At 69.2% G+C, this 24,021-nt stretch carries 24 protein-coding genes; 5 read left to right on the forward strand and 19 right to left on the reverse strand.

Annotated elements, in window-relative coordinates:
- Positions 1 to 20 precede the first annotated feature (20 nt).
- From ESD82_RS00255 to ESD82_RS00275, 6 genes are all read right to left on the reverse strand, one after another.
- Positions 21 to 668, reverse strand: a complete 648-nt coding sequence (locus ESD82_RS00255) for a CDP-alcohol phosphatidyltransferase family protein (RefSeq protein ID WP_147428591.1) — start codon at positions 666 to 668, stop codon at positions 21 to 23.
- On the reverse strand, positions 665 to 1,603 hold the full coding sequence (locus tag ESD82_RS00260; protein WP_147428589.1) for a phosphatidate cytidylyltransferase: 939 nt from the start codon (positions 1,601 to 1,603) through the stop codon (positions 665 to 667). Before ESD82_RS00260 ends, ESD82_RS00255 begins: the two co-directional genes overlap by 4 nt.
- 3 nt (positions 1,604 to 1,606) lie before the next feature.
- A complete protein-coding gene (locus tag ESD82_RS00265) occupies positions 1,607 to 2,239 on the reverse strand; it encodes a lysophospholipid acyltransferase family protein (protein WP_147428587.1) in 633 nt (210 codons plus the stop codon).
- A gap of 127 nt (positions 2,240 to 2,366) precedes the next feature.
- Positions 2,367 to 2,543, reverse strand: coding sequence for a hypothetical protein (locus ESD82_RS21655; RefSeq protein ID WP_166435372.1), 177 nt, complete (start codon positions 2,541 to 2,543; stop codon positions 2,367 to 2,369).
- A 135-nt stretch (positions 2,544 to 2,678) separates the two neighbouring features.
- Positions 2,679 to 4,619 (reverse strand): MacB family efflux pump subunit, encoded by a 1,941-nt coding sequence (locus ESD82_RS00270; RefSeq protein ID WP_147429168.1) that lies wholly within the window; start codon positions 4,617 to 4,619, stop codon positions 2,679 to 2,681.
- Position 4,620: 1 nt separating this feature from the next.
- Complete coding sequence (locus ESD82_RS00275) at positions 4,621 to 5,817, reverse strand: efflux RND transporter periplasmic adaptor subunit (protein WP_147428585.1); 1,197 nt, start codon at positions 5,815 to 5,817, stop codon at positions 4,621 to 4,623.
- Positions 5,818 to 6,215: 398 nt separating this feature from the next.
- Here ESD82_RS00275 and ESD82_RS00280 point away from each other — a divergent pair, with 398 nt between their 5' ends.
- Positions 6,216 to 6,662 carry a DUF1801 domain-containing protein gene (locus ESD82_RS00280; protein ID WP_147428583.1) on the forward strand — a complete coding sequence of 149 codons (447 nt, stop codon included), beginning with the start codon at positions 6,216 to 6,218 and terminating at the stop codon, positions 6,660 to 6,662.
- Positions 6,663 to 6,885: 223 nt separating this feature from the next.
- On the opposite strand, the gene ESD82_RS00285 is transcribed toward ESD82_RS00280, so the two are convergent.
- The 5 genes from ESD82_RS00285 to ESD82_RS00305 all read right to left on the reverse strand — a co-directional run bounded on the left by ESD82_RS00285 (position 6,886) and on the right by ESD82_RS00305 (position 12,032).
- Complete coding sequence (locus ESD82_RS00285; protein ID WP_024843735.1) at positions 6,886 to 7,203, reverse strand: hypothetical protein; 318 nt, start codon at positions 7,201 to 7,203, stop codon at positions 6,886 to 6,888.
- Between the two features lie 81 nt (positions 7,204 to 7,284).
- The gene (gene mmsB / locus ESD82_RS00290; RefSeq protein ID WP_024843736.1) at positions 7,285 to 8,160 is read right to left on the reverse strand and encodes a 3-hydroxyisobutyrate dehydrogenase; all 876 of its coding nucleotides are present in this window, start codon (positions 8,158 to 8,160) and stop codon (positions 7,285 to 7,287) included.
- Positions 8,157 to 9,179, reverse strand: coding sequence for an enoyl-CoA hydratase/isomerase family protein (locus tag ESD82_RS00295; protein WP_244314471.1), 1,023 nt, complete (start codon positions 9,177 to 9,179; stop codon positions 8,157 to 8,159). Before ESD82_RS00295 ends, mmsB begins: the two co-directional genes overlap by 4 nt.
- Positions 9,179 to 10,324, reverse strand: coding sequence for an acyl-CoA dehydrogenase family protein (locus ESD82_RS00300; protein WP_147428581.1), 1,146 nt, complete (start codon positions 10,322 to 10,324; stop codon positions 9,179 to 9,181). Before ESD82_RS00300 ends, ESD82_RS00295 begins: the two co-directional genes overlap by 1 nt.
- 208 nt (positions 10,325 to 10,532) lie before the next feature.
- A complete protein-coding gene (locus tag ESD82_RS00305) occupies positions 10,533 to 12,032 on the reverse strand; it encodes a CoA-acylating methylmalonate-semialdehyde dehydrogenase (RefSeq protein WP_147428579.1) in 1,500 nt (499 codons plus the stop codon).
- Positions 12,033 to 12,141: 109 nt separating this feature from the next.
- Between ESD82_RS00305 and ESD82_RS00310 the strand changes: the two genes are divergently transcribed.
- From ESD82_RS00310 to ESD82_RS00325, 4 genes are all read left to right on the forward strand, one after another.
- Entirely contained in the window at positions 12,142 to 13,035 is an 894-nt protein-coding gene (locus tag ESD82_RS00310) for a LysR family transcriptional regulator (RefSeq protein ID WP_147428577.1), read from the forward strand.
- A 107-nt stretch (positions 13,036 to 13,142) separates the two neighbouring features.
- Complete coding sequence (locus tag ESD82_RS00315; RefSeq protein WP_024843741.1) at positions 13,143 to 13,580, forward strand: CBS domain-containing protein; 438 nt, start codon at positions 13,143 to 13,145, stop codon at positions 13,578 to 13,580.
- Positions 13,581 to 13,686: 106 nt separating this feature from the next.
- Entirely contained in the window at positions 13,687 to 14,181 is a 495-nt protein-coding gene (coaD, locus tag ESD82_RS00320; protein ID WP_024843742.1) for a pantetheine-phosphate adenylyltransferase, read from the forward strand.
- 54 nt (positions 14,182 to 14,235) lie between these two features.
- Positions 14,236 to 15,099: a DUF2189 domain-containing protein gene (locus tag ESD82_RS00325; protein ID WP_081750460.1), complete on the forward strand. Its 864-nt coding sequence runs from the start codon at positions 14,236 to 14,238 to the stop codon at positions 15,097 to 15,099.
- A gap of 54 nt (positions 15,100 to 15,153) precedes the next feature.
- Here the strand turns inward: ESD82_RS00325 and ESD82_RS00330 are convergent, their stop codons facing one another.
- The 8 genes from ESD82_RS00330 to pyrC form a co-directional block, all read right to left on the reverse strand.
- Positions 15,154 to 15,657, reverse strand: coding sequence for a bactofilin family protein (locus ESD82_RS00330; protein WP_147428575.1), 504 nt, complete (start codon positions 15,655 to 15,657; stop codon positions 15,154 to 15,156).
- On the reverse strand, positions 15,647 to 16,936 hold the full coding sequence (locus ESD82_RS00335; RefSeq protein WP_024843745.1) for a M23 family metallopeptidase: 1,290 nt from the start codon (positions 16,934 to 16,936) through the stop codon (positions 15,647 to 15,649). Before ESD82_RS00335 ends, ESD82_RS00330 begins: the two co-directional genes overlap by 11 nt.
- Positions 16,937 to 17,363: 427 nt before the next feature.
- Positions 17,364 to 18,758 (reverse strand): helix-turn-helix domain-containing protein, encoded by a 1,395-nt coding sequence (locus ESD82_RS00340; RefSeq protein WP_024843746.1) that lies wholly within the window; start codon positions 18,756 to 18,758, stop codon positions 17,364 to 17,366.
- Positions 18,759 to 18,816: 58 nt separating this feature from the next.
- Entirely contained in the window at positions 18,817 to 20,025 is a 1,209-nt protein-coding gene (locus tag ESD82_RS00345) for a multidrug effflux MFS transporter (RefSeq protein WP_024843747.1), read from the reverse strand.
- A 63-nt stretch (positions 20,026 to 20,088) separates the two neighbouring features.
- A complete protein-coding gene (locus ESD82_RS00350; protein WP_024843748.1) occupies positions 20,089 to 20,451 on the reverse strand; it encodes a DMT family protein in 363 nt (120 codons plus the stop codon).
- The gene (locus ESD82_RS00355) at positions 20,448 to 21,947 is read right to left on the reverse strand and encodes a replicative DNA helicase (RefSeq protein ID WP_024843749.1); all 1,500 of its coding nucleotides are present in this window, start codon (positions 21,945 to 21,947) and stop codon (positions 20,448 to 20,450) included. The genes ESD82_RS00350 and ESD82_RS00355 overlap by 4 nt, the downstream gene beginning before the upstream one ends.
- A gap of 239 nt (positions 21,948 to 22,186) precedes the next feature.
- Complete coding sequence (locus ESD82_RS00360) at positions 22,187 to 22,858, reverse strand: orotate phosphoribosyltransferase (RefSeq protein ID WP_024843750.1); 672 nt, start codon at positions 22,856 to 22,858, stop codon at positions 22,187 to 22,189.
- A complete protein-coding gene (gene pyrC / locus ESD82_RS00365) occupies positions 22,855 to 23,898 on the reverse strand; it encodes a dihydroorotase (protein ID WP_024843751.1) in 1,044 nt (347 codons plus the stop codon). Before pyrC ends, ESD82_RS00360 begins: the two co-directional genes overlap by 4 nt.
- Between the last annotated feature and the right edge of the window lie 123 nt (positions 23,899 to 24,021).

Below are 24,021 nucleotides of genomic sequence, written 5' to 3' on the forward strand. Positions count from 1 at the left end.
GGCGGCGACCACCCCCGATTTCACGCCCCGCCGGCCAGCCCGCACAGGATGCGCCGGCTGCGGCGGATGATCGTCGCCACCGTCAGCGCCAGCACCAGCCCCAGCGTCCAGGCCAGCACCGGCCAGCCCGCGCCGGCGATCCAGGCGCCGGTCTGCGCCAGCGCGCCGAGCGTCACGGCGGCCATGCGGTGCGCCTTGGCCCCCGGGCCCGAGAAATCCGAGCCGAGCCCCGAGGCGCGGCCGAATTCGCGCAGGTATGCGGTCAGGATCGCCAGCGCCCCGGCCAGCAGCCCCAGCGCCGGCCAGCCCGCCGCCACGCCCAGCCCGGCAAGGATCATCAGGTCGGAAAGCCGGTCCGGCACCTCGTTCCAGAAGGCGCCGTCGGGGCTGCCCATGCCGCCCTCGACCGCGACCAGCCCGTCGAACAGGTTGCAGAGCAGCCGCAACTGGCAGAACAGCGCGCCGAGGACGAGCAGCACTCCCGAGGCCCAGAGCGGGCCGGTCTGCGCGGACAGCGCCAGGGCCCCGCCCGAAAGCGCGGCGGCCACGACCGATCCGGCCGAGATGCGGTTCGGCGCGATCCCGCGCGCGACAAGGCGCCGGGTCACATGGGCCGCCCATTTCGTGTTGCGGCTGGCGATCGGGCGCCGGCTGAAATCCTCGGTCACATCCACCCCCATGCCAGGATATGCAGGAAGACCGGCGCCGAGAAGACCAGGCTGTCCAGCCGGTCCAGGATGCCGCCATGGCCCTGGACCAGCGTGCCCCAGTCCTTGACGCCGCGGTCGCGCTTGATCGCCGACATGATCAGCCCGCCGAGCGTGCCGAAGCCGGTGACGGTCAGGGCGATCAGCCCCGCCTCCCACCACAGGAACGGGGTGATCGGCGTCAGCGCCATTCCCAGCGCCGTGGCGCTGAGCATGCCGCCGGCCAGCCCCTCGACCGTCTTGGAGGGCGAGACGCGCGGCGCCAGCAGGTGGCGGCCGATGCTCTTGCCCCAGACATATTGCAGCACGTCCGAGGCCTGCACCACCAGGATCAGCCAGGCGACCAGCGTGAAGGCGCTGTAGCGATAGCCCGGAATGTCCAGCGTCAGGATGGCCGGGATATGCGAGACGCAATAGACGCAGACCATCAGCCCCCATTGCGTCTCCGACACGCGGGTCAGGAAGCCCTGCACCTCGCCCTTGAACACGGTCACGACCGGCAAGAGCAGGAAGCTGTAGACCGGGATCAGCAGCGCGGCAAAGACCGGCACCTCGAAATAGACCAGCAGGTATTGCAGCGGCAGGATCAGGTAGAAGGCGATGGCCAGCCCGTCATGGTCGTCGCGCCGCGTATGGGTGATGGTGGCAAACTCGCGCAGCGCCGCCATGGAACACAGCGCGAAGAACAGCGTGATCGCCCCGGCGCCCAGGGTGAAGATCAGCGCCAGCACGCCGATCATCACCCACCAGGCGCGGATGCGGTCGGCGAGGTTCTGTGCCGTGGGGCCGCCGACCCGCCCCGAGCGGATCAGCCAGCGCGCGACCAGCGAGGCCAGGACCAGGAAGCCGAAGAGCCCGTAGAACACGAAGGCCGAGGGAGAGTAGAAGCGGTCCATGGCCTATGCCTTCGTGTCGGAGAGCGCCAGCATCGCGGCGGCGAGGCGTTGCAGGAAATCCTCGCGGCTCTCGCCGGTCTCGACCCGCATCGGGGCGCCGAAGCGGACGGCGCAGTTCAGCGGCACCGGCAGGAAGGCGCCCTTGGGCAGGATGCGGTCGAGGTTCAGGATCCAGGCCGGCACGATCTCGGCCTCGGGGACGGCGCGGGCCAGGTGGTAGATGCCGGATTTCAGCGGCAGGAGCCGGGCGTCGGTCAGGTTGCGCGTGCCCTCGGGAAAGAAGATCACGTCCTCGCCGCCGCGCAGCACCTGGGCCACGGTCTCGACGGGATCGGCGCGGCGGCTGGCCGGGTCGCGGTCGATCAGCACGGCGCGGAACACCTGATGGGCGATCCAGCGGCGGATGGCCGAGCGTTCCCAGTAATCGGCGCCGGCGACCGGGCGGGTGCGCAGCCGGTGCGGCTTGGGCAGCGCCGACCAGAGCGCGACGAAATCGGCATGGCTGACATGGTTCGCGACCAGGATGCGCGGCGCGCCGCCCGGCGGCGGCAGGTCGATGGCGCGCAGGCTGATGAGGATGCGCGCCGTCGCAACCAGTCCCGCGCGGGTCAGTCTTGCCGGAATCGTCGCCGTCATCGGATGCCTTCGCTCAGCCTGTCCTTGCAGGTTCTGACACGAAACCGCAGCCGGACGGAAGGGCGCGGCATGCGCATTTTTCCTCGGGTGCCGGCGTGCCGCCGTTGCCGCCGCCGGGCGGGACGCGTCATTCCAGCCAGAGATCGCGCAAGAGCGATTGCGCCAGGTGGTCCACCGAGCCGCCGTCGAGCCGCACGCAGCGCTCGTGGCCGGCATAGGACACCCGGATGGTGTCGCCCGTGACCTCGTATTCGCCGGAGACGAGCGCCCCCTTGCGCCCGGTAAGGGTGACTGTGCCTTTCATTGCCCCTGTTCCTTTCCTCCTTCCATACCAGCAGTTTGGGCGCTGGGGCCGAGTCTGGAAAGATCGCCTTTCGGACAGGTGCCGCGACTGTGGGCCGGGGGCAACAGTCGCGGCACCCGTCCGCAAGGCCGGATTTCAGCCCTTGGCGAGGGCGGCGACGGGGTCGAGCTTGGCGGCGTTGACGGCGGGCAGGTAGCCGAAGATCAGGCCGATGCCGCAGGCGCTGGCCAGCGCGGCGACCATGGAGAGCGGCGAATAGACCAGGGTGAAATTGCTGCTCAGCCGCTCGAAGGCCAGGCCGAAGCCGAGCGCGGCCAGGATGCCCGCCGCGCCGCCGATGACGCAGACCAGCACCGCCTCGATCAGGAATTGCGCGCGGATGTCGCCGCGCCGGGCGCCCACCGCCATGCGCAGCCCGATCTCGCCGATGCGCTCGGTGACGGAAACCAGCATGATGTTCATCACCCCGATGCCGCCCACCAGCAGCGAGATCACCGCGATGGCCGCGATCAGCAGCGTCAGGGTCTGGGTGGTCGAGGTGATGGTCTGGCGGATCTGGTCATTGTTGACGATGAAGAAATCCTTGCTGCCGTGGCGCTGGGTCAGCATGTCGGTGACCATCTGCTCGGCCAGCGCCATGTCCACCTCGTCGGCCACCCGCAGGGTCAACCCGCTGACGCTGGTCGAGCCCAGGTAGCGCGCCTGCACCGTGGTATAGGGGGCATAGACGGTCAGGCTGGTCGAGCCGCCGGGGCCGCGGTTCTGCGCCTCGGCCACGCCGATCACCCGCAGGGGCACCTTGCCGGCCATGAAGACCTGACCCAGCGCCGGGCCCTCGCCGAACAGGCTCGTTCGGGTATTCTCGTCGATGACGACATTCTGGCTCATCGCCGCCACATCGGCCGCGTCGAAGCTGCGGCCCTGGGTCAGGGTGATGCCGGCCACGTCGAAATATTGCTCGCCCACGCCGCTGATCTGGGCGCCGGCCTCGGTCGCGCCGTGGCGCAGGGTCTGCGAACTGCCGACCGTCGGGCTGACCGAGGCGACATAGGGCTGGCGTGCCAGCGCCGCGCCGTCGGCCGTGACCAGCGTCGTCACCCGCCCCGAGCGCATGTCGCCGAAATCCCGGCCGGGATAGATCTGCAGCGTATTCGTGCCCAGCCCGGCGATGTTTTGCAGCACGCGCTGGCGCGAGCCCTCGCCCAAGGCCACCACCGAGACCACCGAGGCGATGCCGATGATGATGCCCAGCATGGTCAGGAAACTGCGCAGCTTGTGGGCGCGCATGGCCAGCACCGCCATGCGCAGCGCCTCGGCCAGCCGGCCCAGCACCGGGGCGGCGGCGCGGGGCTGTTCGGGCGCGGCCAAAGCCGCCGCCCCGGCGGGCGCGTCGCTGCGGCGGTCGGCGATGATGCGGCCGTCGGCGATCTCGACCACGCGGCGGGCGCGGGCGGCGACCTTGGGGTCGTGGGTGACGATGACCACGGTGCGGCCCTCGGCGTTCAGCCGTTCCAGGATGGCCAGCACCTCGTCGCCGCTGCGGCTGTCGAGCGCGCCGGTCGGCTCGTCGGCCAGGATCACGCGGGCGTCGTTGACCAGCGCGCGGGCGATCGAGACGCGCTGCTGCTGGCCGCCCGAAAGCTGGCCCGGCCGGTGGCCCAGCCGGTCGCCCAGCCCCAGCCGGTCCAGAAGCGCGCGGGCGCGGGCGCGGCGCGCCTCGGCGGGCAGGCCGCGATAGATCGCCGGCACCTCGACATTTCCCAGCGCCGTCATCTCGGCCAGCAGGTGATAGCGCTGGAAGATGAAGCCGAAGGTTTCGCGCCTGAGCGCCGCCAGCTCGCCCGGCTCGCGCTGCGCCACCTCGCGCCCGTCCAGCAGGTAGCTGCCGGATGTCGGCCGGTCGAGGCAGCCCAGGATGTTCATCAGCGTCGATTTCCCCGAGCCCGAGGCGCCCATGACCGCGACATATTCGCCCTGCGCGATGTCGAGGTCGATGTCCTTGAGCACGCGCAGCACCCCCTCGCCCGAGGGGTATTCGCGGCTGATGCCGCGTAGCCGGATCAGCGGGGCCTGCATCTCAGCCACCCAGCGGGCTCATCATGCGCCGGCTGCCGCGCGGGGCCGAGGCCGGGGCGCCGGCCTGTTCGCCGGTCACTACGCGCTCGCCTTCCTTGAGGCCCGAGACCACCTCGGCCAGCACCTTGTCGTTCAGCCCGACCACCACGTCGCGGGTCTCGATGCCGGCGCCGCCCAGCACCCGGACCTGGTGGCTGCCGTCCGGGTTGCGCCGGCCGAGCGCGCTGGAGGGGATGGTCAGCACGTCCTGCGCCGCGCCCAGCACGATGCTGACCTGGGCGGTCATGTAGCTGCGCAGCTGGCCGTCCGGGTTCTCGACCGGGATGATGCCGGTGTAATAGATGGCGCCGCTGCTGCTGTCGGCGGTGCTGCCGCCCTGGATGGCGCTGTCGTTGACAATGCTTTGCGGCGCGGGGGCGATGGAATCCAGCACGCCCCGGTAGCTGCGGCCGCTGTCGTCGAGCAGGGTGAAGCGCACCTGCTGGCCGGGCCGGACCTTGCCGATATCGGCCTCGGAGATCTCGGCATGGATCTCCATGCGGTCGAGCTGGCCCAGCACGACGATGGTGGGCGAGGATTGCACCGCGTTCACGGTCTGCCCGGCCTGGCTGACGATGGCCAGCACCGTGCCGGCGCTGGGCGCGGTGACGCGGGTATAGTCGAGGTCGGTCCGGGCGATCTCGATGGCGACCTCGGCCTGGGCGATCTGCGCCTCCAGCGCGGCGATCTGGGCGCGGGCGATCTCGACGTCCTGCCGGGCGCTGTCCATGGTGCTGCGCGCGGCAGCGTTCGAGCGGATCAGGTTCTCGGCCCGCTCCAGCGTCTTTTCGGCCAGAGCCAGCACGGCCTGGCGCTCGGCCATCTGCGCGCGCAGATTGGCCAGCGCGGCCTCGGCCGTGCGCAATTCGTTGGCCTGCTGGACCGAGTCGATCTGGGCGATCAGGTCGCCCTGTTCCACCCGCTGGCCCAGCCGCACCGCCAGTTCGGTGATCCGCCCCGAGACCTGGGCGCCCACCGCCACCAGGTTCGAGGGTTTGACCCGCCCCTCGGCCAGCACCGTGACCTCGATGTCGCTGCGGGTGACTGCGGCGCTCACATAGGCGGGCGCGGCGGATTTGCCCTCGCCCAGGCCGCCCAGACCGGCCAGCAGGGCGACCAGCGCCGCGGCGATCAGGACAAGGGCAACGGGCTTGCGCATCGGGGGCACTCCGTAACATTCGGCCGGGTCCGGCCGGGCGACAAGGTATCAGGCGGGTGCGGCTCGGCCCCCGTTTCGCGACGCTTTTAGCGTGGTTCCCGCCGCGACGCGACCATGGTTTTGCCATTCCGGCCGGCTTGTAAATGCCGCCGATCATACCCGGCGCGCACGGAAATTGCTTGGCATTTCAATGGGGAGGCATGCCGGCGGCCCGGCTGGTGCCGCATGGTGCCGGCCGGGGGGTTGCCGCGCTTGTGATCGCGCCACCAGGGGCTTTCCCCGCGGCCGGTTTGCTGCGACGCTGGGCCGGCATCGGCCGAAGCGCGCCCGGCCCGCCGACACGGGCGGCCGCCGCAACAGGGTGCCGTCCGGCCGGTCATCCGAGAGCGGAGGCGAACATGACCAGCAAAAAGACCCCGAGCGCCGAGAAACCCAGGGGGCAGGGCGGCCCCGTGCTGTTGTCGGGCGGCAATCCCCAGATCGCCAAGGGCTATGGCGACGCCCCGGTCCAGGCCTATATCGCCGCCATGCCGGAATGGAAAAGCGACCTCGGGCGGCGGATGGACGACATCATCGCGCGCGTCGTGCCCGGCGTGCGCAAGGCGGTCAAATGGAACTCGCCCTTCTACGGGCTGGCGGATGATTGCTGGTTCCTGAGCTTTCACTGCTTCACGAAATACGTGAAGGTGACGTTCTTTCGCGGCACGGCGCTGGAGCCGCCGCCGCCGGGCAGGTCCAAGCACCCGCAGGTGCGCTATCTCGACATCCGCGAGGGCGAGTTCGACGAGGCGCAATTCGCCGATTGGGTCGCGCAGGCCAGCCGGCTGCCCGGCGAGAAGATGTGACGGGCAGGGCCGCCCCGCCGGGCCGCGGGCGCGAGGAGAAAACACGGCGCGAAGTTCAAAGGCGCATTCGGGGGTCGCCCTGCCCGCGGGCGTGGCGGGAAAGCCCTTGCCGGCGCCTAGCGGGGGGTTTTGCGGCCCGTTCCCGTTCCCGTTCCCGTTCCCGTTCCCGCAAGCGGGCGGAAGACGCGGTCATGGCGCCGCCCTTTCGCCGCGGCGCCCGCGGTCAATCCATGATGCGGTCCACCTGCCGGATGATCGACAGCACCTGGGCGTTTTCCGGGTCATAGCGGATCAGCTTGCCGTCCACGATGCCGTAGCGGCTGCCCGACGGTGCCTCGCTCATGCCGTAAAGGCCGGGGCGCGTCACCGGATGCAGGCGCGCGCTGTCCAGCCGGTCCCCCACCCGCAGCATGGCGGGTTGTCCGGCGGCGGCCGGGGCGGTTGCCTCGGCCGCCTGGCCCACCCCTTGCGCCAGCGTCGCGGGCGCAAGGATGCCGAACAGGCCGACGGCGAGAATCAGGCTCTGGCGATTGCGGAACATGGCTTCAGCCTGGCACGATAATCCTTGTCAGAGGCCAAACGCCGCAACCCGCCGATCGGCTCCCTCACGAATGCGAGAAAATCAGCCGTGCCGGTGCCGGGCCTCGAATCTGGGCAGCATGGCCGAGAAATCGCGGCCCTTGCCGTCCTCGTCCTCGACGAAGCGGGCATAGAGCGCGGCGGCCAGCTCGCCCATCGGCGTGTCGGCATCCGCGGCCTCGGCGGCCTGCTGGCTCAGCCGCAGGTCTTTCAGCATCAGCTCGGCGGCGAAGCCCGGCTTGTAGCCGTTGTCGGCGGGCGATTGCGGACCCACGCCCGGCGCCGGGCAATAGGCGTTCATCGTCCAGCTGTAGCCCGAGGAGGTCGAGACCACGTCGAACATCTTCTGCCGGTCCAGCCCCAGCTTGTCGGCCAGCGCAAAGGCCTCGCAGGTGGCGATCATGGTCACGCCCAGGATCATGTTGTTGCAGATCTTGGCCGCCTGGCCGGCGCCCGCCGCGCCGCAATGCACCGCCTTCTGGCCCATGACGTCGAAAAGCGGCTTCACCTTGTCGAAAGCCTCGGCCGCGCCGCCGACCATGAAGGTCAGCGTGCCGGCGGTCGCGCCGCCGACCCCGCCCGAAACCGGCGCGTCCAGCGCGCCCAGCCCCGCCGCCTGCGCCTGCGCCGAGACCGCGCGGGCGCTTTCCACGTCCACCGTCGAGCAGTCGCAGAACACCGCGCCCGCGGTCATGGCCGGGACGACCTCATCCGCGACCGCGCGCAGGATGGCGCCGTTCGGCAGCATGGTGATGACGACATCGGCGCCCTGCGCCGCCTCGGCGGCGCTGGCGGCCTTGGCGACGCCCTCGGGCATCGGCGCGGCCAGGTCGAAGCCCGCGACCGCGTGCCCTGCCTTGGCCAGATTGGCCGCCATCGGGCCGCCCATATTGCCCAAGCCGATGAATCCGATCTTCATGTCCGGTCCTCCCATTCGATTTCGTCCTCGCCCAGCGGTGCCAGCATCGCCTCGACATGCGCCGGGCTGGCATCGGCCGACCATTGCGGGTTGCGGTCCTTGTCGATGATCTGCGCCCGCACGCCTTCCAGGAAATCGCTTTCGGCCGTGGCGCGGGCGGTGAAGCGCAGCTCGCGCGAAAGGCTGTCGCGCAGGCGGGCATCGCCGCGCGCGGCGCGCACCAGCGCCAGCGTCGCCGCCATCGACAGGGGCGAGTTGCGGCGCAAGGGCTTCAACGCCGCCTCGTCGCCGGCCGCTTCCAGCGCGGCGACGATCTCGGCCACGCTCGGACCGCCGAAGGCGGAAAGGTCGCGGCCCTCCAGCGGCGCCGCGGGGCGGGGGCGGGGCGTGATTGCGGCCACGTCTCCGGTCTCGGCCAGCCGGTCGATCAGCGCCGGCCATTCCGCCTCGGGGATGTAGCTGTCGGCGAAGCCGGTGAAGATCGCGTCGCCGGCGCCGATGCGCGCCCCGGTCAGGCCCAGATATTCGCCGCAGCGGCCCGGTGCGTGGCCCAGAAGCCAGCTGCCGCCCACGTCGGGGATCAGGCCGATGCCGGTCTCGGGCATGGCGATCTGGGTGGTGTCGCCGACGATGCGGTGGCTGGCATGGCCGCCGACGCCGACGCCGCCGCCCATGACGAAACCCTGCATGAAGGCGACGATGGGCTTGGGATAGTCCTTGATCCGGGCGTTCATGCGGTATTCGTCGCGGAAGAACTCGCGCCCGACCCGGTGGTCGCCCGCAAGCCCGGCGCGATAGACCGCCGCGATGTCGCCGCCCGAGCAAAAGGCGCGCTCGCCCTCGGCGTCGATGACGACCAGCGCCACTTCGGGATCGTCCTGCCATTCGCGCAAGGCGGCGTCGATGGCCAGCGCCATCTCGTGGCTCAGCGCGTTCAGCGCCTGCGGGCGGTTGAAGGTCAGCCGGCCGGCGCGGCGGTCCTTGCGGATGATCATGTCGGATTCGGGCATCTCGGCCATCAGTCACGCTCCGCCAGCAGGGCGCGGCCGATGATCAGCCGCATGATTTCATTGGTGCCTTCCAGGATCTGGTGCACGCGCAGGTCGCGCACGAGCTTCTCGATCCCGTAATCGGCCAGGTAGCCGTAGCCGCCATGCAATTGCAGGCACTGATTGGCGACCTCGAAGGCGCGGTCGGTGACATGCAGCTTGGCCATGGCGCAGAACTTGGTGGCGTCCCGCGCGCCCCGGTCCAGCTTCCAGGCCGCCTGGCGCAGGAAGATGCGCGCCGATTGCAGCGCCGTCTCCATCTCGGCCAGCCGGAACTGCAGCGCCTGGAACTGGTCGAGCGTCTGGCCGAAGGCGCGCCGCTCGCCCATGTAGCGCAGGGTCGCGTCCAGCGCCGCCTGCGCACCGCCAAGCGCGCCGGCCGAGATGTTCAGCCGCCCGCCGTCCAGGCCCGCCATGGCATAGGCGAAGCCGCGGCCTTCCTCGCCGATCAGGTTCTCCTCGGGGATCACGCAATCGTCGAATTGCACCTGCGCGGTCGGCTGCGCCTTCCAGCCCATCTTGTGTTCCAGCGCGCCGAAGCTCAGGCCCGGCGTGCCGGCCTCGACCACCATGGTCGAGATGCCGCGCGGCCCGTCCTGCCCGGTACGCACCATGACCAGGTAGCAATCCGAATAGCTGCCGCCCGAGATGAAGGCCTTGGTGCCGTTCAGCTTCCAGCCGCCCTCGACCCGCTCGGCGCGGGTGCGCAGCGCCGCGGCGTCCGAGCCCGAGCCCGGCTCGGTCAGGCAATAGGAGAACACCGTCTCCATGCTGCACAGGCCGGGCAGCCAGCGCGCCTTGTTCGCGGGGGTGCCGAACTTGTCGATCATGCCGCCGCACATGTTGTGGATCGACAGGAACGAGCCGACCGAGGGGCAGGCCATGGCCAGCGCCTCGAAGACCAGCGTGGCGTCCAGCCGCGAAAGCCCGGTGCCGCCGTGATCCTCGCCGACATAGACGCCGCCGAAACCCAGTTCGGCGGCCTTGTGCCACAGCGCGCGCGGGATGGTGCCCGCCTCTTCCCAGGCGCGGGCATGGGGCGCGATCTCCGCCGTCCCGAAATCCCGGGCCAGATCGAATATCGCCTGCTGCTCTTCGCTCAGCGCGAAATCCATGCTCTCCCCCTCATGTCTTTCGTGTTGATGTGTCTTGTCCGGTCATGGCCGGGAAATGTTGCGCCAGTTTTGCAGGTTTGCGCGAAACGGCGGGGGCGGCAACCGCGCCCCGGCTTCTTTCTTGTCCAAATATCCCGGGGGAGCGTGCCCGGCACCCCGTCGAGGGGTGCAGGGCACGCGGGGGCAGAGCCCCCGCCCGCCCGTTCAATCAGTCCATGGCCTTGAAGTTCAGCGCCACGCCGTCCTTGATGCCCGAGAACCAGCGCGCGGTGACGGTCTTGGTCTTGGTGTAGAAGCGGAAGGCGTCCGGGCCATACTGGTTCAGGTCGCCGAAGGCCGACTTCTTCCAGCCGCCGAAGGTGTAATAGCTCAGCGGCACCGGGATCGGGAAGTTGATGCCGACCATGCCCACGTTCACCCGGCTGGCGAAGTCGCGCGCCGTGTCGCCGTCGGCGGTATAGATCGCCGTGCCGTTGCCATAGTCGTTGTCCATGACCAGGTTCAGCGCATCCTCGTAGCTCTGCGCCCGCACGGTCGAGAGCACCGGGCCGAAGATCTCTTCCTTGTAGATCTCCATGTCGCGGGTCACGTTGTCGAAGAGCGAGGGCCCGCAGAAAAAGCCGTTCTCGTAGCCCTGGATCTTCAGCCCGCGGCCGTCCACCACCAGCTTGGCGCCCTGTTCCACGCCGGAATCGATCAGCCGGCCGATGCGCTCCTGCGCGGCCTTGGTGATGACCGGGCCGAAATCCACGTCCGCGCCGGCGGTATAGGGGCCGACCTTCAGCTTCTCGATCTTGGGGATCAGCCGCTCGATCAGCGCGTCGGCGGTCTTGTCGCCCACCGGCACCGCGACCGAGATCGCCATGCAGCGTTCGCCCGCCGCGCCGAAGCCGGCGCCGACCAGCGCGTCCGCCGCCTTGTCCAGGTCGGCATCGGGCATGATCAGCATGTGGTTCTTGGCGCCGCCGAAGCATTGCGCGCGCTTGCCGTTCGCCGCCGCGCGGCCATAGATATATTGCGCGATCGGGGTCGAGCCGACGAAGCCCACCGCCTGCACGGTCGGATGGTCGAGGATCGCGTCCACGATCTCCTTGTCGCCGTTGACGACCTGCAGCACGCCGTCGGGCAGCCCGGCCTCTTGCGCGAGCTTGGCCAGCATCAGCGAGGTCGAGGGCACGCGCTCGGAGGGCTTGAGGATCATCGCGTTGCCGGCCGACAGCGCCGGGCCCATCTTCCACAGCGGGATCATCGCCGGGAAGTTGAAGGGGGTGATGCCCGCCACCACGCCCAGCGGCTGGCGCATGGAATAAAGGTCGATGCCGGGGCCGGCATTGTCGGTATATTCGCCCTTGAGCAGCGCCGGCGCGCCCATGCAGACCTCGATCACCTCAAGGCCGCGCTGCACGTCGCCGCGGGCGTCGGGCAGGGTCTTGCCGTGTTCGCGCGAGACCAGCTCGGCCAGCGCGTCCATGTTGTCCTGGATCAGCTGGCCGAATTTCATCATCACCCGCGCGCGGCGCTGCGGGTTGGTGGCGGCCCAGGCGACCTGCGCCTTCTCGGCGCTCTTCACGGCGGCGTCCAGCTCGGCCGGGGTGGCCAGCGGCAGGCGGGCGATCACCTCGCCGGTCGCGGGATTGTAGACATCGCTGAAGCGGCCCGAGGTGCCCTTGACCTCTTTGCCGTCGATCCAGTGGCTCAGTTCTTCCATGGGTGCCTCCCGAGGGGTTCAGGTTTCGGAGGGATCATAGACTTGCAGCATTGCCGGAAAAAGAGGAAGTCTGGCAAAAGGGTTTTGCATTTCTGCAAAGGCGACGGGCATGGACTGGGACGACCTGCGCATCTTTCTGGCCGTGGCGCGGGCCGACAGCCTGTCGGGGGCGGGGCGGCGGCTGGGCATCGACGCCTCGACCGTGGGCCGGCGGGTGGCGCGGCTGGAAGGCGCGCTGGGCGCCAAGCTTTTCGTCAAGACGCCGCAGGGCTATGGCCTGGCGCCCGAGGGCGAGCGGCTCTTGCCCCATGCCGAGGCGGTCGAGGCGGCGCTGAGCGGCGCCGAAGAGGCGCTGAGCGGCCCCGGCGACCTGACCGGGCAGCTGCGCATCGGCGCGCCGGACGGCTGCGCCAACTACCTGCTGCCGCAGGTCTGCGCGCGCCTGTCCGAGGCGCATCCGCGGCTGGAGATCCAGATCGTCGCCCTGCCGCGGGTCTTCAACCTGTCCAAGCGCGAGGCGGACATGGCCATCGCCGTCTCGCAGCCGCAGGCCGGGCGGCTGGTGGTGCAGCGGCTGACCGACTACCAGCTGCACCTGGCGGCGCATGAGGACTATCTGCGCGCCCATCCGCCGATCCGCTCGCGCGAGGATCTGCGCGGCCATCGCATGATCGGCTATATCGCCGACATGATCTTCGACCGCGAGCTGGACTACCTGACCGAGACGGGGGCGGAATGGGCGGCGCTGACCTCGAACTCGGTCTCGGTGCAGATGCAGGCGATCCGGGTGGGCGCGGGGCTGGGCATCGTGCATGACTTCGCGATTCCCTTCTGCCCCGGCGTGCGGCGGGTGCTGACCGACCAGGTTTCGCTGACGCGCAGCTTCTGGCTGATCCGGCATGCCGACGACCGCCGCTCGCAGCGGATGAACCGGCTGGCGGATGCGCTGGCGCAGGGCATCCGGGCCGAGGTGGCGCGGCTGCAGGCGCTGGTCATACCTTGATCGCTGCACTGCAACATCGGGCTTGACGCAAGCCGAGGTTGAGGTGACGCTGGGCGCCAGGACGCTTGCGCCAGCCCTGCTTGCGCCAACCCTGAGGAGGAACAGCGATGCTCGTCAACCAGATCCTGTCGATGAAGGCCAGCGGCGAGATTTTCACCGTCGCCCCGGAAACCAGCGTGGCCGAGGCCACCAGGCTGCTTTCGGAAAAGCGCATCGGTGCGATCGTGGTGTCCGAGGATGGCAAGATCCCGCTGGGCATCCTGTCCGAGCGCGACGTGGTGCGCGAACTGGGCAAGCGGGGGGCCGCGATCCTGGAGCAGCCGATCACCGAGCTGATGACCCGCAAGCTGGCGACCTGCACCACCGGCGAGGATGCGCTGGTGATCCTGGACCGCATGACCCAGGGCCGCTTCCGCCACCTGCCGGTGGTGAACGAGCAGGGCGAGATGGTCGGCATCGTCTCGATCGGCGACGCGGTCTCGGCCCGGCTCAAGGAACTGGCGGCGGAAAAAGAGGCGCTGACCGGGATGATCATGGGCAACTGACCCGGCCCGCCCGCCCGCCGCGCGCAAGGCGGGCCGGGCGCATGGTCTTGCATTCCTTGGCGAAACCCTGTTTGACTGCCGGCATTCGGCGAGGAGACGGCAACCCATGCGCATCGGGCTTTACCCAGGCACCTTCGATCCCATCACCCTGGGCCACCAGGACATCATCCAGCGTGCGCTGGAACTGGTGGACCGGCTGGTGATCGGCGTTGCCATCAACCGCGACAAGAGTCCGCTTTTCGCGCTGGAGGATCGCGTCGCCATGGTGCGCGAGGAATGCGACCGCATCGTCGCCAGGCGCGGCGGCGAGATCGTGGTCCATCCGTTCGAGAACCTGCTGATCGACTGCGCCCGCGATGTCGGCGCCACGGTGATCGTGCGCGGCCTGCGGGCGGTGGCCGATTTCGAATACGAGTTCCAGATGGTCGGCATGAACCGGGCCATGGACGACAGCATCGAGACGGTCTTCCTGATGGCCGATGCCCGGCGCCAGGCCATCGCCTCGAAACTGGTCAAGGAGATCGCGCGGCTGGGCGGGGACGTGTCGAAATTCGTCTCGCCCACCGTCCGCGAGGCGCTGATGGCGCGCTTCGCGCGCTAAGGCTTTTTCTTTGCCGCGGGCCTGCTAACCTTCGTCGCATTGACGGAGGAGCAGATGGTATTTACCGATTCGGATCCCAAGCCCATTCCCAGTCCCATCCCCGAGCCCGAGCGGCAGCCGCTGCCCGACCCCTTGCCCGATCCGGGCCCGGACGAGATCCCGCTGCCGGCGGTGATCGGGCTGGAGGCCATTCCGGCGGCGCTGGCGGCGGGCTGGCGGGATTTCCGCCGCGCGCCCGCATTCGGCCTGCTGTTCGCGGCCTTCTATGTCGCGGGCGGGCTGGTGCTGACCGCGGTCGCCACCGCGGCAGGGCAGGAATGGTGGCTGATGCCCTTTATCGTCGGCTTTCCGCTGATCGCGCCCTTCGCCGCCGTCGGGCTTTACGAGGTCAGCCGGCGCATCGAATCGGACCGGCCGCTGATCTGGCGCGAGGTGCTGGCCGTGGTCATCGCGCAAAAGGACCGGCAGGTGCCGTCCATGGCCATGGTCATCCTGCTGATGTTCATGTTCTGGGTCTTTGTCGCCCATACCACCTTCGCGCTGTTCATGGGCGTCTCGGCGCTGACCAACATCACCTCCTCGCCCGAGGTGCTGCTGCAGGGCCGCGGGCTGGTCATGCTGGCGGCGGGCACGGCGATCGGGGCGGGCTTTGCCGCGGTGCTGTTCTCGATCACCGTGGTCGGGCTGCCGCTGATCCTGGACCGCGAGGTGGACCTGATCTCGGCCATCATCGCCAGCTTCCAGGCGGTGGGGGCGAACCTGCCGGTGATGCTGTCCTGGGCCGTGGTCATCGCCGCGCTGCTGTTTCTGGGCATCGTGCCGCTGTTTCTGGGGCTGTTCGTCGCCCTGCCGGTGCTGGGCCATGCCAGCTGGCACATGTATCGGCTGCTGATGCCGGACCCCGAGCCCGAACCATGAAAAACGGCGGCCCGAGGGCCGCCGATCATTGCGGTGACGCCGGGATCCCCAGGATCACTCGGCGTCGTCATTGGCCGCGCGGGCCGGCGGCGGCGCCAGTTTCGGGGTCACGCCATTGGCCAGCGGGTCTTCCTGGCGCTGGACCGAGCCTTCGAAATGGGCGCCGGATTCGATGGCGATGGTCTTGTGGATGATGTCGCCCTCGACCCGCGCGGTGGCGGTCAGGCGGACCTTGAGGCCGCGCAGGCGGCCGACGATGCGGCCGTTCACCACCACTTCCTCGGCGACGATCTCGCCGCGGATGGTGGCGCTTTCGCCGACGATCAGCTGGTGGGCGCGGATGTCGCCCTCGATCGTGCCCTCGACCTGGATGTCGCCCTCGGTCCGGATATTGCCGGTGACGGTCAGGTCGGAGGACAGCACCGAAGGCGCGGTGCGTGCCCGCGGGGCCGCGGCCGGCGGAAGGTCGTAACTCGTGTCAAGGCTGCGCGCCGATTCGGGCTCGGGGGTCGGCTGGGTGCGGGGGCCGGGTTCGGTAACACGGGTCTTAGAAAACATTTTGGGCTGCCTTGATGAAGCTCATGGGATTCACGGCACGGCCGTTCACGCGGACTTCATAGTGAAGATGCGGGCCGGTCGATCTGCCGGTATTGCCCATATCACCGATCTGGCTGCCGCGCGATACCTTTTGGCCCACCTTCACGCGAATCTTGGACAGGTGGCCATAGCGGGTTTCGGTGCCCAGCTCGTGCCGGATCTTGATCAGGTTGCCATAGCCGCGTTGCCAGCCGGCGAAGATCACCGTGCCCTCGGCCGTGGCATAGATCGGCGTGCCGACCGGGGCGGCCATGTCGATGCCCTCATGCGCGCGGCCCCAGCGGCGGCCGAAGGGCGAGGTATAGCGGAAGGCCGATTTCACTGGCATGGCCAGCGGCATCTTCTCGACCGCGATGCGATAGCTGTTCATCTGGTCCAGGGTGATCAGGATCTCGCTGGCCTTGGCCTCGCCCTGGCTGATCTCGGCATTGCCGCTGGAGGAATAGCCGACCGGGTTCAGCGGGCCGCCCTGGCCGACATAGCCGCGGCGCACGGTGCGCAGGATCTCGTCCGGGTTCATGCCGACGCTGCGGAACATGTCGTCCAGCGGCTTGACCGAGACGGTCACGGCGTCTTCCAGCTGCGACAGGATGGCGTCGTTGCGGGCGATGATCTGGTCGCGCTCCAGCGTGACGGCCTCGGCCAGGCGGCGGGCGTCCTCGGCCTGCTGCACCGCCTCGATGCGCTGGCCGGCGGCCTGTTTCAACTCGCCCGCCAGGATGTCCAGCGCGGCCTGCAATTCGGCGGTGCGGGCGGGGCCGGCAGCGCCTTCGGGCGCGGCCAGCGCCTCGGCCTGCTGGCGGGCCTTGACCGCGCCGTGCAGCTCGGCCTGCACCGCGCCCAGGCCGGTTTCCAGCTCGCGGCGCTGCGCCTCGGTTTCCAAAAGCAGAGACTGCATGTGCGAGACCTGGTCCAGCGCCACGGCGAAGCGGTTCTGCGCCGCCACCGCCTCGGCGGCGCGGCGGTCGCGTTCGGCGGACAGATCGGTCAGCCGCGCTTCCAGCGCGCCTTGCGTCAGCCGGGCCTGCTGGCGCACCGAGCCGGCGCCGATCGCGTCGATGACCAGGATCGAGCTGGCGATGATCGTCCAGCCGAAGACCAGCGCGAGGCCGCCCAGGGCAAGAAGCTGCGTGGCCGGACGCAGCCGCAGAAAGCGGGTGGTCTTGTCCGACTTCAGGAATAGGCGCTGTTCTGGCAGCCAGCGCTCAAGCACCGAATTCAGGCTGTGGGTGATCCGCAATGTCCCAGGTCCATGTTGTTTCGGCCGACCTGCCGGGCAAAGGCGGTCATGGCTGCGCACGGATAAATCCGACCTGTGATCAAAGCGCAACAGGGGCGGAGGGTTTATGTGCCGCTTGGGCGGATTGATGCCGATCGCCCCCGCCAGGCGGGTGGATCTGTGCCGGAGCAAAGGCCCCTTTTGATACAACCGTGGATTGCAAGACTGAACCAGTCCAATCAATATGTGAAAGTTTGAAGATAATTTGATGCACTGGTCGGTTCGATCCGCATCCCGCGTGGCGGCGGGGGCTTGCGGCGGCCGGCCAGGATTTCTGCCCATGAATTAGGCAGGCCGGTCCGGCCCAGGGGCAGATCGGGCGATGGCGCGCGGGATTCGCCCCCGGGGCGGCGGAACCGCGCGGCTTGCGGCGGCGTTTGCGGCGGTTTCAGGCGATCTCATAGGGCAGCGGGCCGGGGCGATCCGCCGGGATGCGGATATGGCGGTCCACCGGCGGCACCGAACGCTGGTGGCAGTTCGGCCGCGGGCAGATCCGGCAGGACACGCCGATCGGCTCGAACAGCTGCGGATTGCCGATGTCCAGCCCGTCGGCATAGACCACGTCGCGGGCATGGCTGATTTCGCAGCCCAGGCCGATGGCAAAGCGGCGCACCGGCGCGCCGAAGGCGCCGGCGGGCTTGGACACGTCCCGCGCCAGCAGCAGGTAACGCTTGCCGTCCGGGGTCTCGGCCAGCTGGCGCAGGAAGCGGCCGGGGGTCTCGAAGGCCTGGTGCACGTTCCACAAGGGACAGGCGCCGCCGAAGCGGGCGAATTGCATGCGCGTGGCGGAATGGCGCTTGGTGATGGTGCCGGCCTGGTCGACGCGGACGAAAAAGAACGGCACGCCGCGGTCGCCGCCGCGCTGCAGGGTCGAGAGCCGATGCGCCACCTGCTCCAGAGAGGCGTGGAACAGATGCGCCAGCCGCTCCAGATCGTGCCGTTCGGCCCGCGCGGTGGCCAGGAAGCGGGCATAGGGCATCATCGCCGCGCCGGCGAAGTAATTCGCCAGCCCCAGCCGGGCGATGTCGCGGGCCGAGGCGCTGCGGAACCGCGCCAGTTCCAGCGTCGCCTCCAGGAGGTCGCCGCGCGTCTCCAGTGCCAGCAGGTGCAAGAGCTGGAAGGCTTGCGTGGCGGGCTCGGCGGCGGCGTTCAGGGTGATGCGCTTGCCGTCGCGCAGATAGACCGGGCCGCTGCCCAGCTCGGCCATCACCACCTCGATGCCGCGCTCGGCCAGGGCGGCGATGGCGCGGTCCAGCGGGCGCAACTCGGGGCGGATGCGGGCGAAATGCTCGGCGGCGTGGTCCACCGCGTCGATATAGTTGTCGCAATAGTGGAAGAAGTCGCGCACCTCCTCCCAGGGCGAGGGGGTGGCGTTCTGCGCCCCGGCCCCCAGCGCCTCGTCCAGCGCGGCCAGCCGTTCCTGCCCCTCGCGATGGGCGCGATAAAGGTCCAGGAAGGCGCGCGCCAGCGCCGGCGCATTGGTCGCGGCCAGCCGCAGGTCGGCGCGGGGCGGCGCGCTGTCGAACAGCGGATCGGCCAGCGCCTCGGCCATGTCCATCACCATGCGCTCGGCATCGCCGACCGCCATGGCACCCAGGTCCACCGAGAACTCGGAGGCCAGCTTCAGCAGCACCCCGGCCGAGACCGGGCGATGGTTGTTCTCCATTTGCGACAGATAGGGCAGCGACACGCCCAGCCGGTCGGCAAAGGCGCGCTGGGTCAGGCCGGCGCGGGCCCGCGTCTCGCGCAGGGCGACGCCGGCATAGATCTTTTGTGTGGCCATGCGAGTCCTCTTTGCAAAGCAGCCATACGCTTTGCAAAGGCGTTGCCGCAAGGGGGATCTAGCGGCCGGCGATGACCTGCCTTTCGCGGATCATGACCCAGAGGATGAAGCCGATCGAGGCCAGGGCCGACCCGGCCATGATGACCAGAAGCGGCGCCGCCCCCGATTCGTCGTGCAAGAGCGCGCCGGCCAGCGCCGCCAGCCCGGCGCCGCCCGCCACCGCCATGGCGCCGCCCAGCCCGCTGGCGGTGCCGGCGAGTTCGGGGCGCACGCTCATCATCCCGGCATTGGCATTGGGCAGCACCATGCCGTTGCCCAGCCCCATCAGCCCGACCGCGCCGAAGAAGACCAGCGGCGTCAGCCCGCCCATCAGGTCCACCGCCAGCGCCAGCGCCAGGAAGACCGAGCAGATCAGCGCCCCCGACAGGATCATCCGGTTCATGCCGATGCGGGTCGAGAACCGCGCCGAAAGGTAATTCCCCAGCGCATAGCCGATCGAGGGGCCGGCGAACCAATAGCCGACCTCGGCCGGCGACAGGTGCAGCACCACCTGGCCGACGAAGGGCGCGCCGCCCAGATAGGCATAGAACGACCCGGCGCTGAGCGTCGCCGCCAGCGCATAGCCCCAGAACCGCTGCGAGCGGGCCAGAACCGGATAGGTCGCGACCTGCCGGCGCAGCGGCACGCCGCCACCGCGCGCCGTCTCGGGCAGGTCGAAGGCGCAAAGCGCCATGACCGCCAGCCCGGTCAGGCCCATGGCGACGAAGCTGGCGCGCCAGCCCAGGGTCTCGTCCAGCACGCCCCCCAGCGTCGGCGCGATCATCGGCACCAGCGACATGCCCATGGTGACATAGCCGATCATGCTGGCCGCCTGCTCGGCCGGCACGATGTCGCGCACCACGGCGCGGCTGATGACGAAGCCGGTGGTGGCGACGGCCTGGATCAGGCGGAAGACCATGAACCAGGCGGCATCCCTGGCCAGCAGCGCCCCCACGGTCGCCAGCAGGAAGATCGCAAACGAGCCCAGCACCACCGGCCGGCGGCCATAGCGGTCGCTGATCGGGCCGCAAAGCAGTTGCAGCACCGCGCTGACCCCCAGGAAGGCCGAGACGGAAAGCTGCATGAAGCCGTATTCCACGCCGAAATCCCGCGCCATGGCCGGCAGCGAGGGCAGGAAGATGTTCATGGAAAGCGCCCCGGCGGCCGAGATCGAAACCAGGGTCAGAATGCTTGGCCGGCGGGGAAGGGAGGGGGTCGCGCTGCTCATGCCCGCACCTTTGCCCGGTCGGCGGGCAAAGGCAATCGCCTGTTTACAGGGCTCTGTTTCGCGTCAATGCGCAGAACTGCCGAAATCGTGGAAGATCAGGAAGGCGCCCAGGCAGATGCAGGCAAAGCCCGCCGCCACGTTCCAGGTCAGCCGCTCGCCCAGCCAGGCCCAGGAGAACAGCACGAAGACCGACAGGCTGATCACCTCCTGGATGGTCTTGAGCTGCGCGGCGTTGAAATGGCCGTAGCCGCTGCGGTTCGCCGGCACCTGCAGCACATATTCGAAGAAGGCGATGCCCCAGCTGACCAGGATCACCAGCAGAAGCGGCGCGGCCTTGAATTTCAGATGCCCGTACCAGGCGACGGTCATGAACAGGTTCGACAGGATCAGCAGGCCGATGGTGACGAAGGGCACCGGCAGGTTCATTCAGCGCGATCCCAGCTGCGATGCTTTTCCAGGTTGCCGAAGCGGGTGAAGCGGCCCTCGAAGGACAGCTCGACCGTGCCGATCGGGCCGTGGCGCTGCTTGCCGATGATGACCTCGGCCTTGCCGTGGCAGGATTCCATGACCTGCTGCCAGGTGGCCATCTTGTCGAGGTCGTGGTCGGCGGGCTTTTCGCGCTCGCGGTAATATTCCTCGCGGAAGACGAACATGACGATGTCGGCATCCTGCTCGATCGAGCCGGATTCGCGCAGGTCGGACAGCTGCGGGCGCTTGTCCTCGCGGCTCTCGACCTGGCGCGACAGCTGCGAGAGCGCGATGACCGGGATGTCCAGCTCCTTGGCGACGGCCTTGAGGCCCTGGGTGATCTCGCTGACTTCGTTCACGCGGCTGTCCTTGGCCGAGGCGGCGCGCAGCAGCTGCAGATAGTCCACGATCAGCAGGTCCAGCCCCATGGTGCGCTTGAGCTTGCGGGCCCGCGCCGCCAGCTGGTTGATCGGCAGGGCGGGCGTGTCGTCGATGTAAAGCGGGCAGTTCTGCAGGTCGTGGGCGGCCTTGACGAAGCGGCGGAACTCGTCCTCGGTCATGTCGCCGCGGCGGATCGCCTCGCTGGGCACCTCGGCGGCCTCCGAGAGGATGCGCGCGGCCAGCTGCTCGGCCGACATCTCGAGGCTGAAGAAGCCGACGACGCCGCCCGCCACCGTGCCATGCGTGCCGTCGGGCAGCTCGCCCAGGCGATGCGCCTTGGCGACGTTGAAGGCGATGTTGGTGGCCAGCGAGGTCTTGCCCATCGAGGGCCGCCCGGCCAGGATGATCAGGTCCGAGCGGTTCAGCCCGCCCATCTTGCCGTCCAGGTCGACCAGCCCGGTCGAGATGCCCGACAGCCCGCCGCCGCGGCTGAAGGCGGCATTGGCGGCGTTCAGCGCCCCGGTGACGGCGGCCAGGAAGCTCTGGAAGCCGCGCTCGGCCACGCCCTGCTCGCCCAGCTTGTAGAGAACCTGCTCGGCCTCCTTGATCTGCTCCTCGGCGGAATCGCTGACCGTGACGGTGGCGGCACGCGCGGCGATGTCCTGCCCCAGCCCGATCAGCTCGCGGCGCAGGGCGAATTCGCGGATCATCTGCGCATAATCGCGCGCGGCATGGGACGAGATCGCCGCCCCGGCCAGCCGCGCCAGATAGGCCGGGCCGCCCAGTTCCTTCAGGCCGGCGTCATGCTCCATGAAGGCCTTGATCGTGACCGGGCTCGCCAGGGCGTTCCTGGCGATGCGCTCGGCGCAGATCTCGTAGATGCGGCGGTGGACCGGGTCGTAGAAATGCCCGGCCTGGATGATGCGCGAGACGTGGTCGTAGACCTCGTTATTGGTCAGCAGCGCGCCCAGCAATTGCTGCTCGGCCTCGATCGAGAAGGGCACCGCCTGGGCGGCGGCGGCCTCGGCGATCTCGCCGGGCTTCCTGATTTCGACGGCGCGCAACTCGCTCATCCCATGGTCTCCGACCTTCGACTCGGCTGGGAGCCGTTATCCACCTTATGCGCCCCGCGGTCCATCGGGATATGCTGTGGATAAGCTGTGGACGGAATGCCGCCCCTCGCGCCGGTGGCCAGGGCGGCATGGGTATTTGGGCAACAGAGAAGAATGGAGCGCCGCGCCCGTCTTCTTCGTTCATCAAATACCCATGCGGCCGTGCCGAGAGGCGCCGTGGTTGCGCGTCTGGCGCCGGATCAGGGATGCGCGGCCTGCCAGGCGCGGGGATCGGTCAGGAAGCTTTCGACCTCGGCGAGCGTTGCCTGGTCGTAGAAGCCCTGCGCCTTGGCCTCGGCCAGCACGTCCCACCAGGTGCAGAGATGGTGCAGCCGGACGCCATGGTCGGCCAGGCGCTGCGTGGTTTCCGGGAAGATGCCGTAATAGAAGATGACCGCCGTATGGCCGCAGGTGGCGCCGGTCTCGCGGATCGCGTCGACGAAGCTCAGCTTCGAGCCGCCGTCGGTGGTCAGATCCTCGACCAGCAGCACGCGCTGGCCCTCGGTCATGGCGCCCTCGATGCGGGCGTTGCGGCCGTAGCCCTTGGGCTTCTTGCGCACATAGGTCATCGGCAGTTCCAGCCGCTCGGCCACCCAGGCGGCGAAGGGGATGCCCGCCGTCTCGCCGCCGGCGACGTTGTCGAAGGCGGCGAAGCCCGCCTCGCGCAGCACCGTCGCCGCCAGGAAATCCATCAGCGTCGCGCGGATGCGCGGAAAGCTGATCAGCTTGCGGCAGTCGATATAGGTCGGCCCCTTCAGCCCCGAGGCATAGGTATAGGGCTCGGCGGCGTTGAAATGCACCGCCTTGATCTCCAGCAGCATGCGGGCGGTCAGCCGGGCGATTTCCTCGCGCGGGGGAAAGGGCAGGGTCATGCGGGATCCTCGAGGTGCCAGTAGAGCGGGAAGCCGGGGTCGAAGACGGTGACGGTCTCGTCGCCGGCCGGGATATGGGTCGGATATGCGGCAGGCGTGTCGCGCTTCACCAGGCGGATGCGGTCCTGGTTCGGCGCCATGCCGTAGAAGCCGGCGCCGTGGAGCGAGGCGAAGCCTTCCAGCCGGTCGAGCGCATCCTCCTCCTCGAAGACCTGCGCGAGGATCGACATGGTGTTCGGCGCGGTGAAGCAGCCGGCGCAGCCGCAGGCCGATTCCTTGGCGCGGTCCGGGTGCGGCGCCGAATCGGTGCCCAGGAAGAAACGCGCGTCCCCCGAGGTCGCGGCGCGGCGCAGCGCCAGCCGGTGGGTTTCGCGCTTGGCGACCGGCAGGCAGTAGTAATGCGGCCGGATGCCGCCCGCCAGGATGTGGTTGCGGTTGATGACCAGGTGATGCGTGGTGATGGTGGCGCCGATATCCTCGTTCGCCGCGACGTAATCCACCCCGTCCGAGGTGGTGACATGTTCCATCACCACCCGCAGGCCGGGGGTGGCGCGGCGGATCGGGTCCAGGACGCGGTCGATGAACACGGCCTCGCGGTCGAAGATGTCCACCGCCGGATCGGTGACCTCGCCATGGACGCAGAGCGGGATGCCGGCCTGGGCCATGGCCTCGAGCACGCCGCGCACCTTGTCGAAATCGCGCACGCCCGAGGCCGAATTGGTGGTCGCCCCGGCCGGGTAGAGCTTGACCGCCGAGATGATTCCCTGCGCATGGGCGGCCAGCACATCGGCCGGATCGCTGGTTTCGGTCAGGTAGAGCGTCATCAAGGGACGCAACGTCATTTCCGGGGCCAGGGCGGCGCGGATGCGGTCGCGATAGGCCGCGGCCTGCGCCCCGGTCACCACCGGCGGCACCAGGTTCGGCATGATGATCGCCCGGCCGAAATGGCCGGAAAATGAAGCCACTGCCTGCAGCATGGCGCCATCGCGCAGATGCAGGTGCCAGTCGTCGGGGCGTCGGAGCGTCACGGATTTGGTCATGATTTTCCCTCTATACCGGGTGCGGCAGCAAGGCCATAGGGCAAAGATCCCGTCCACCGGGGCTCTTGGCATTTCGTCGCCATGGGCGCAGCCTTGCCCGCCTGTTGTTCGCTTAAAGGGAAT

The sequence above is a fragment of the Paracoccus pantotrophus genome (genome assembly GCF_008824185.1).
Classification (GTDB): Bacteria; Pseudomonadota; Alphaproteobacteria; order Rhodobacterales; family Rhodobacteraceae; genus Paracoccus; species Paracoccus pantotrophus.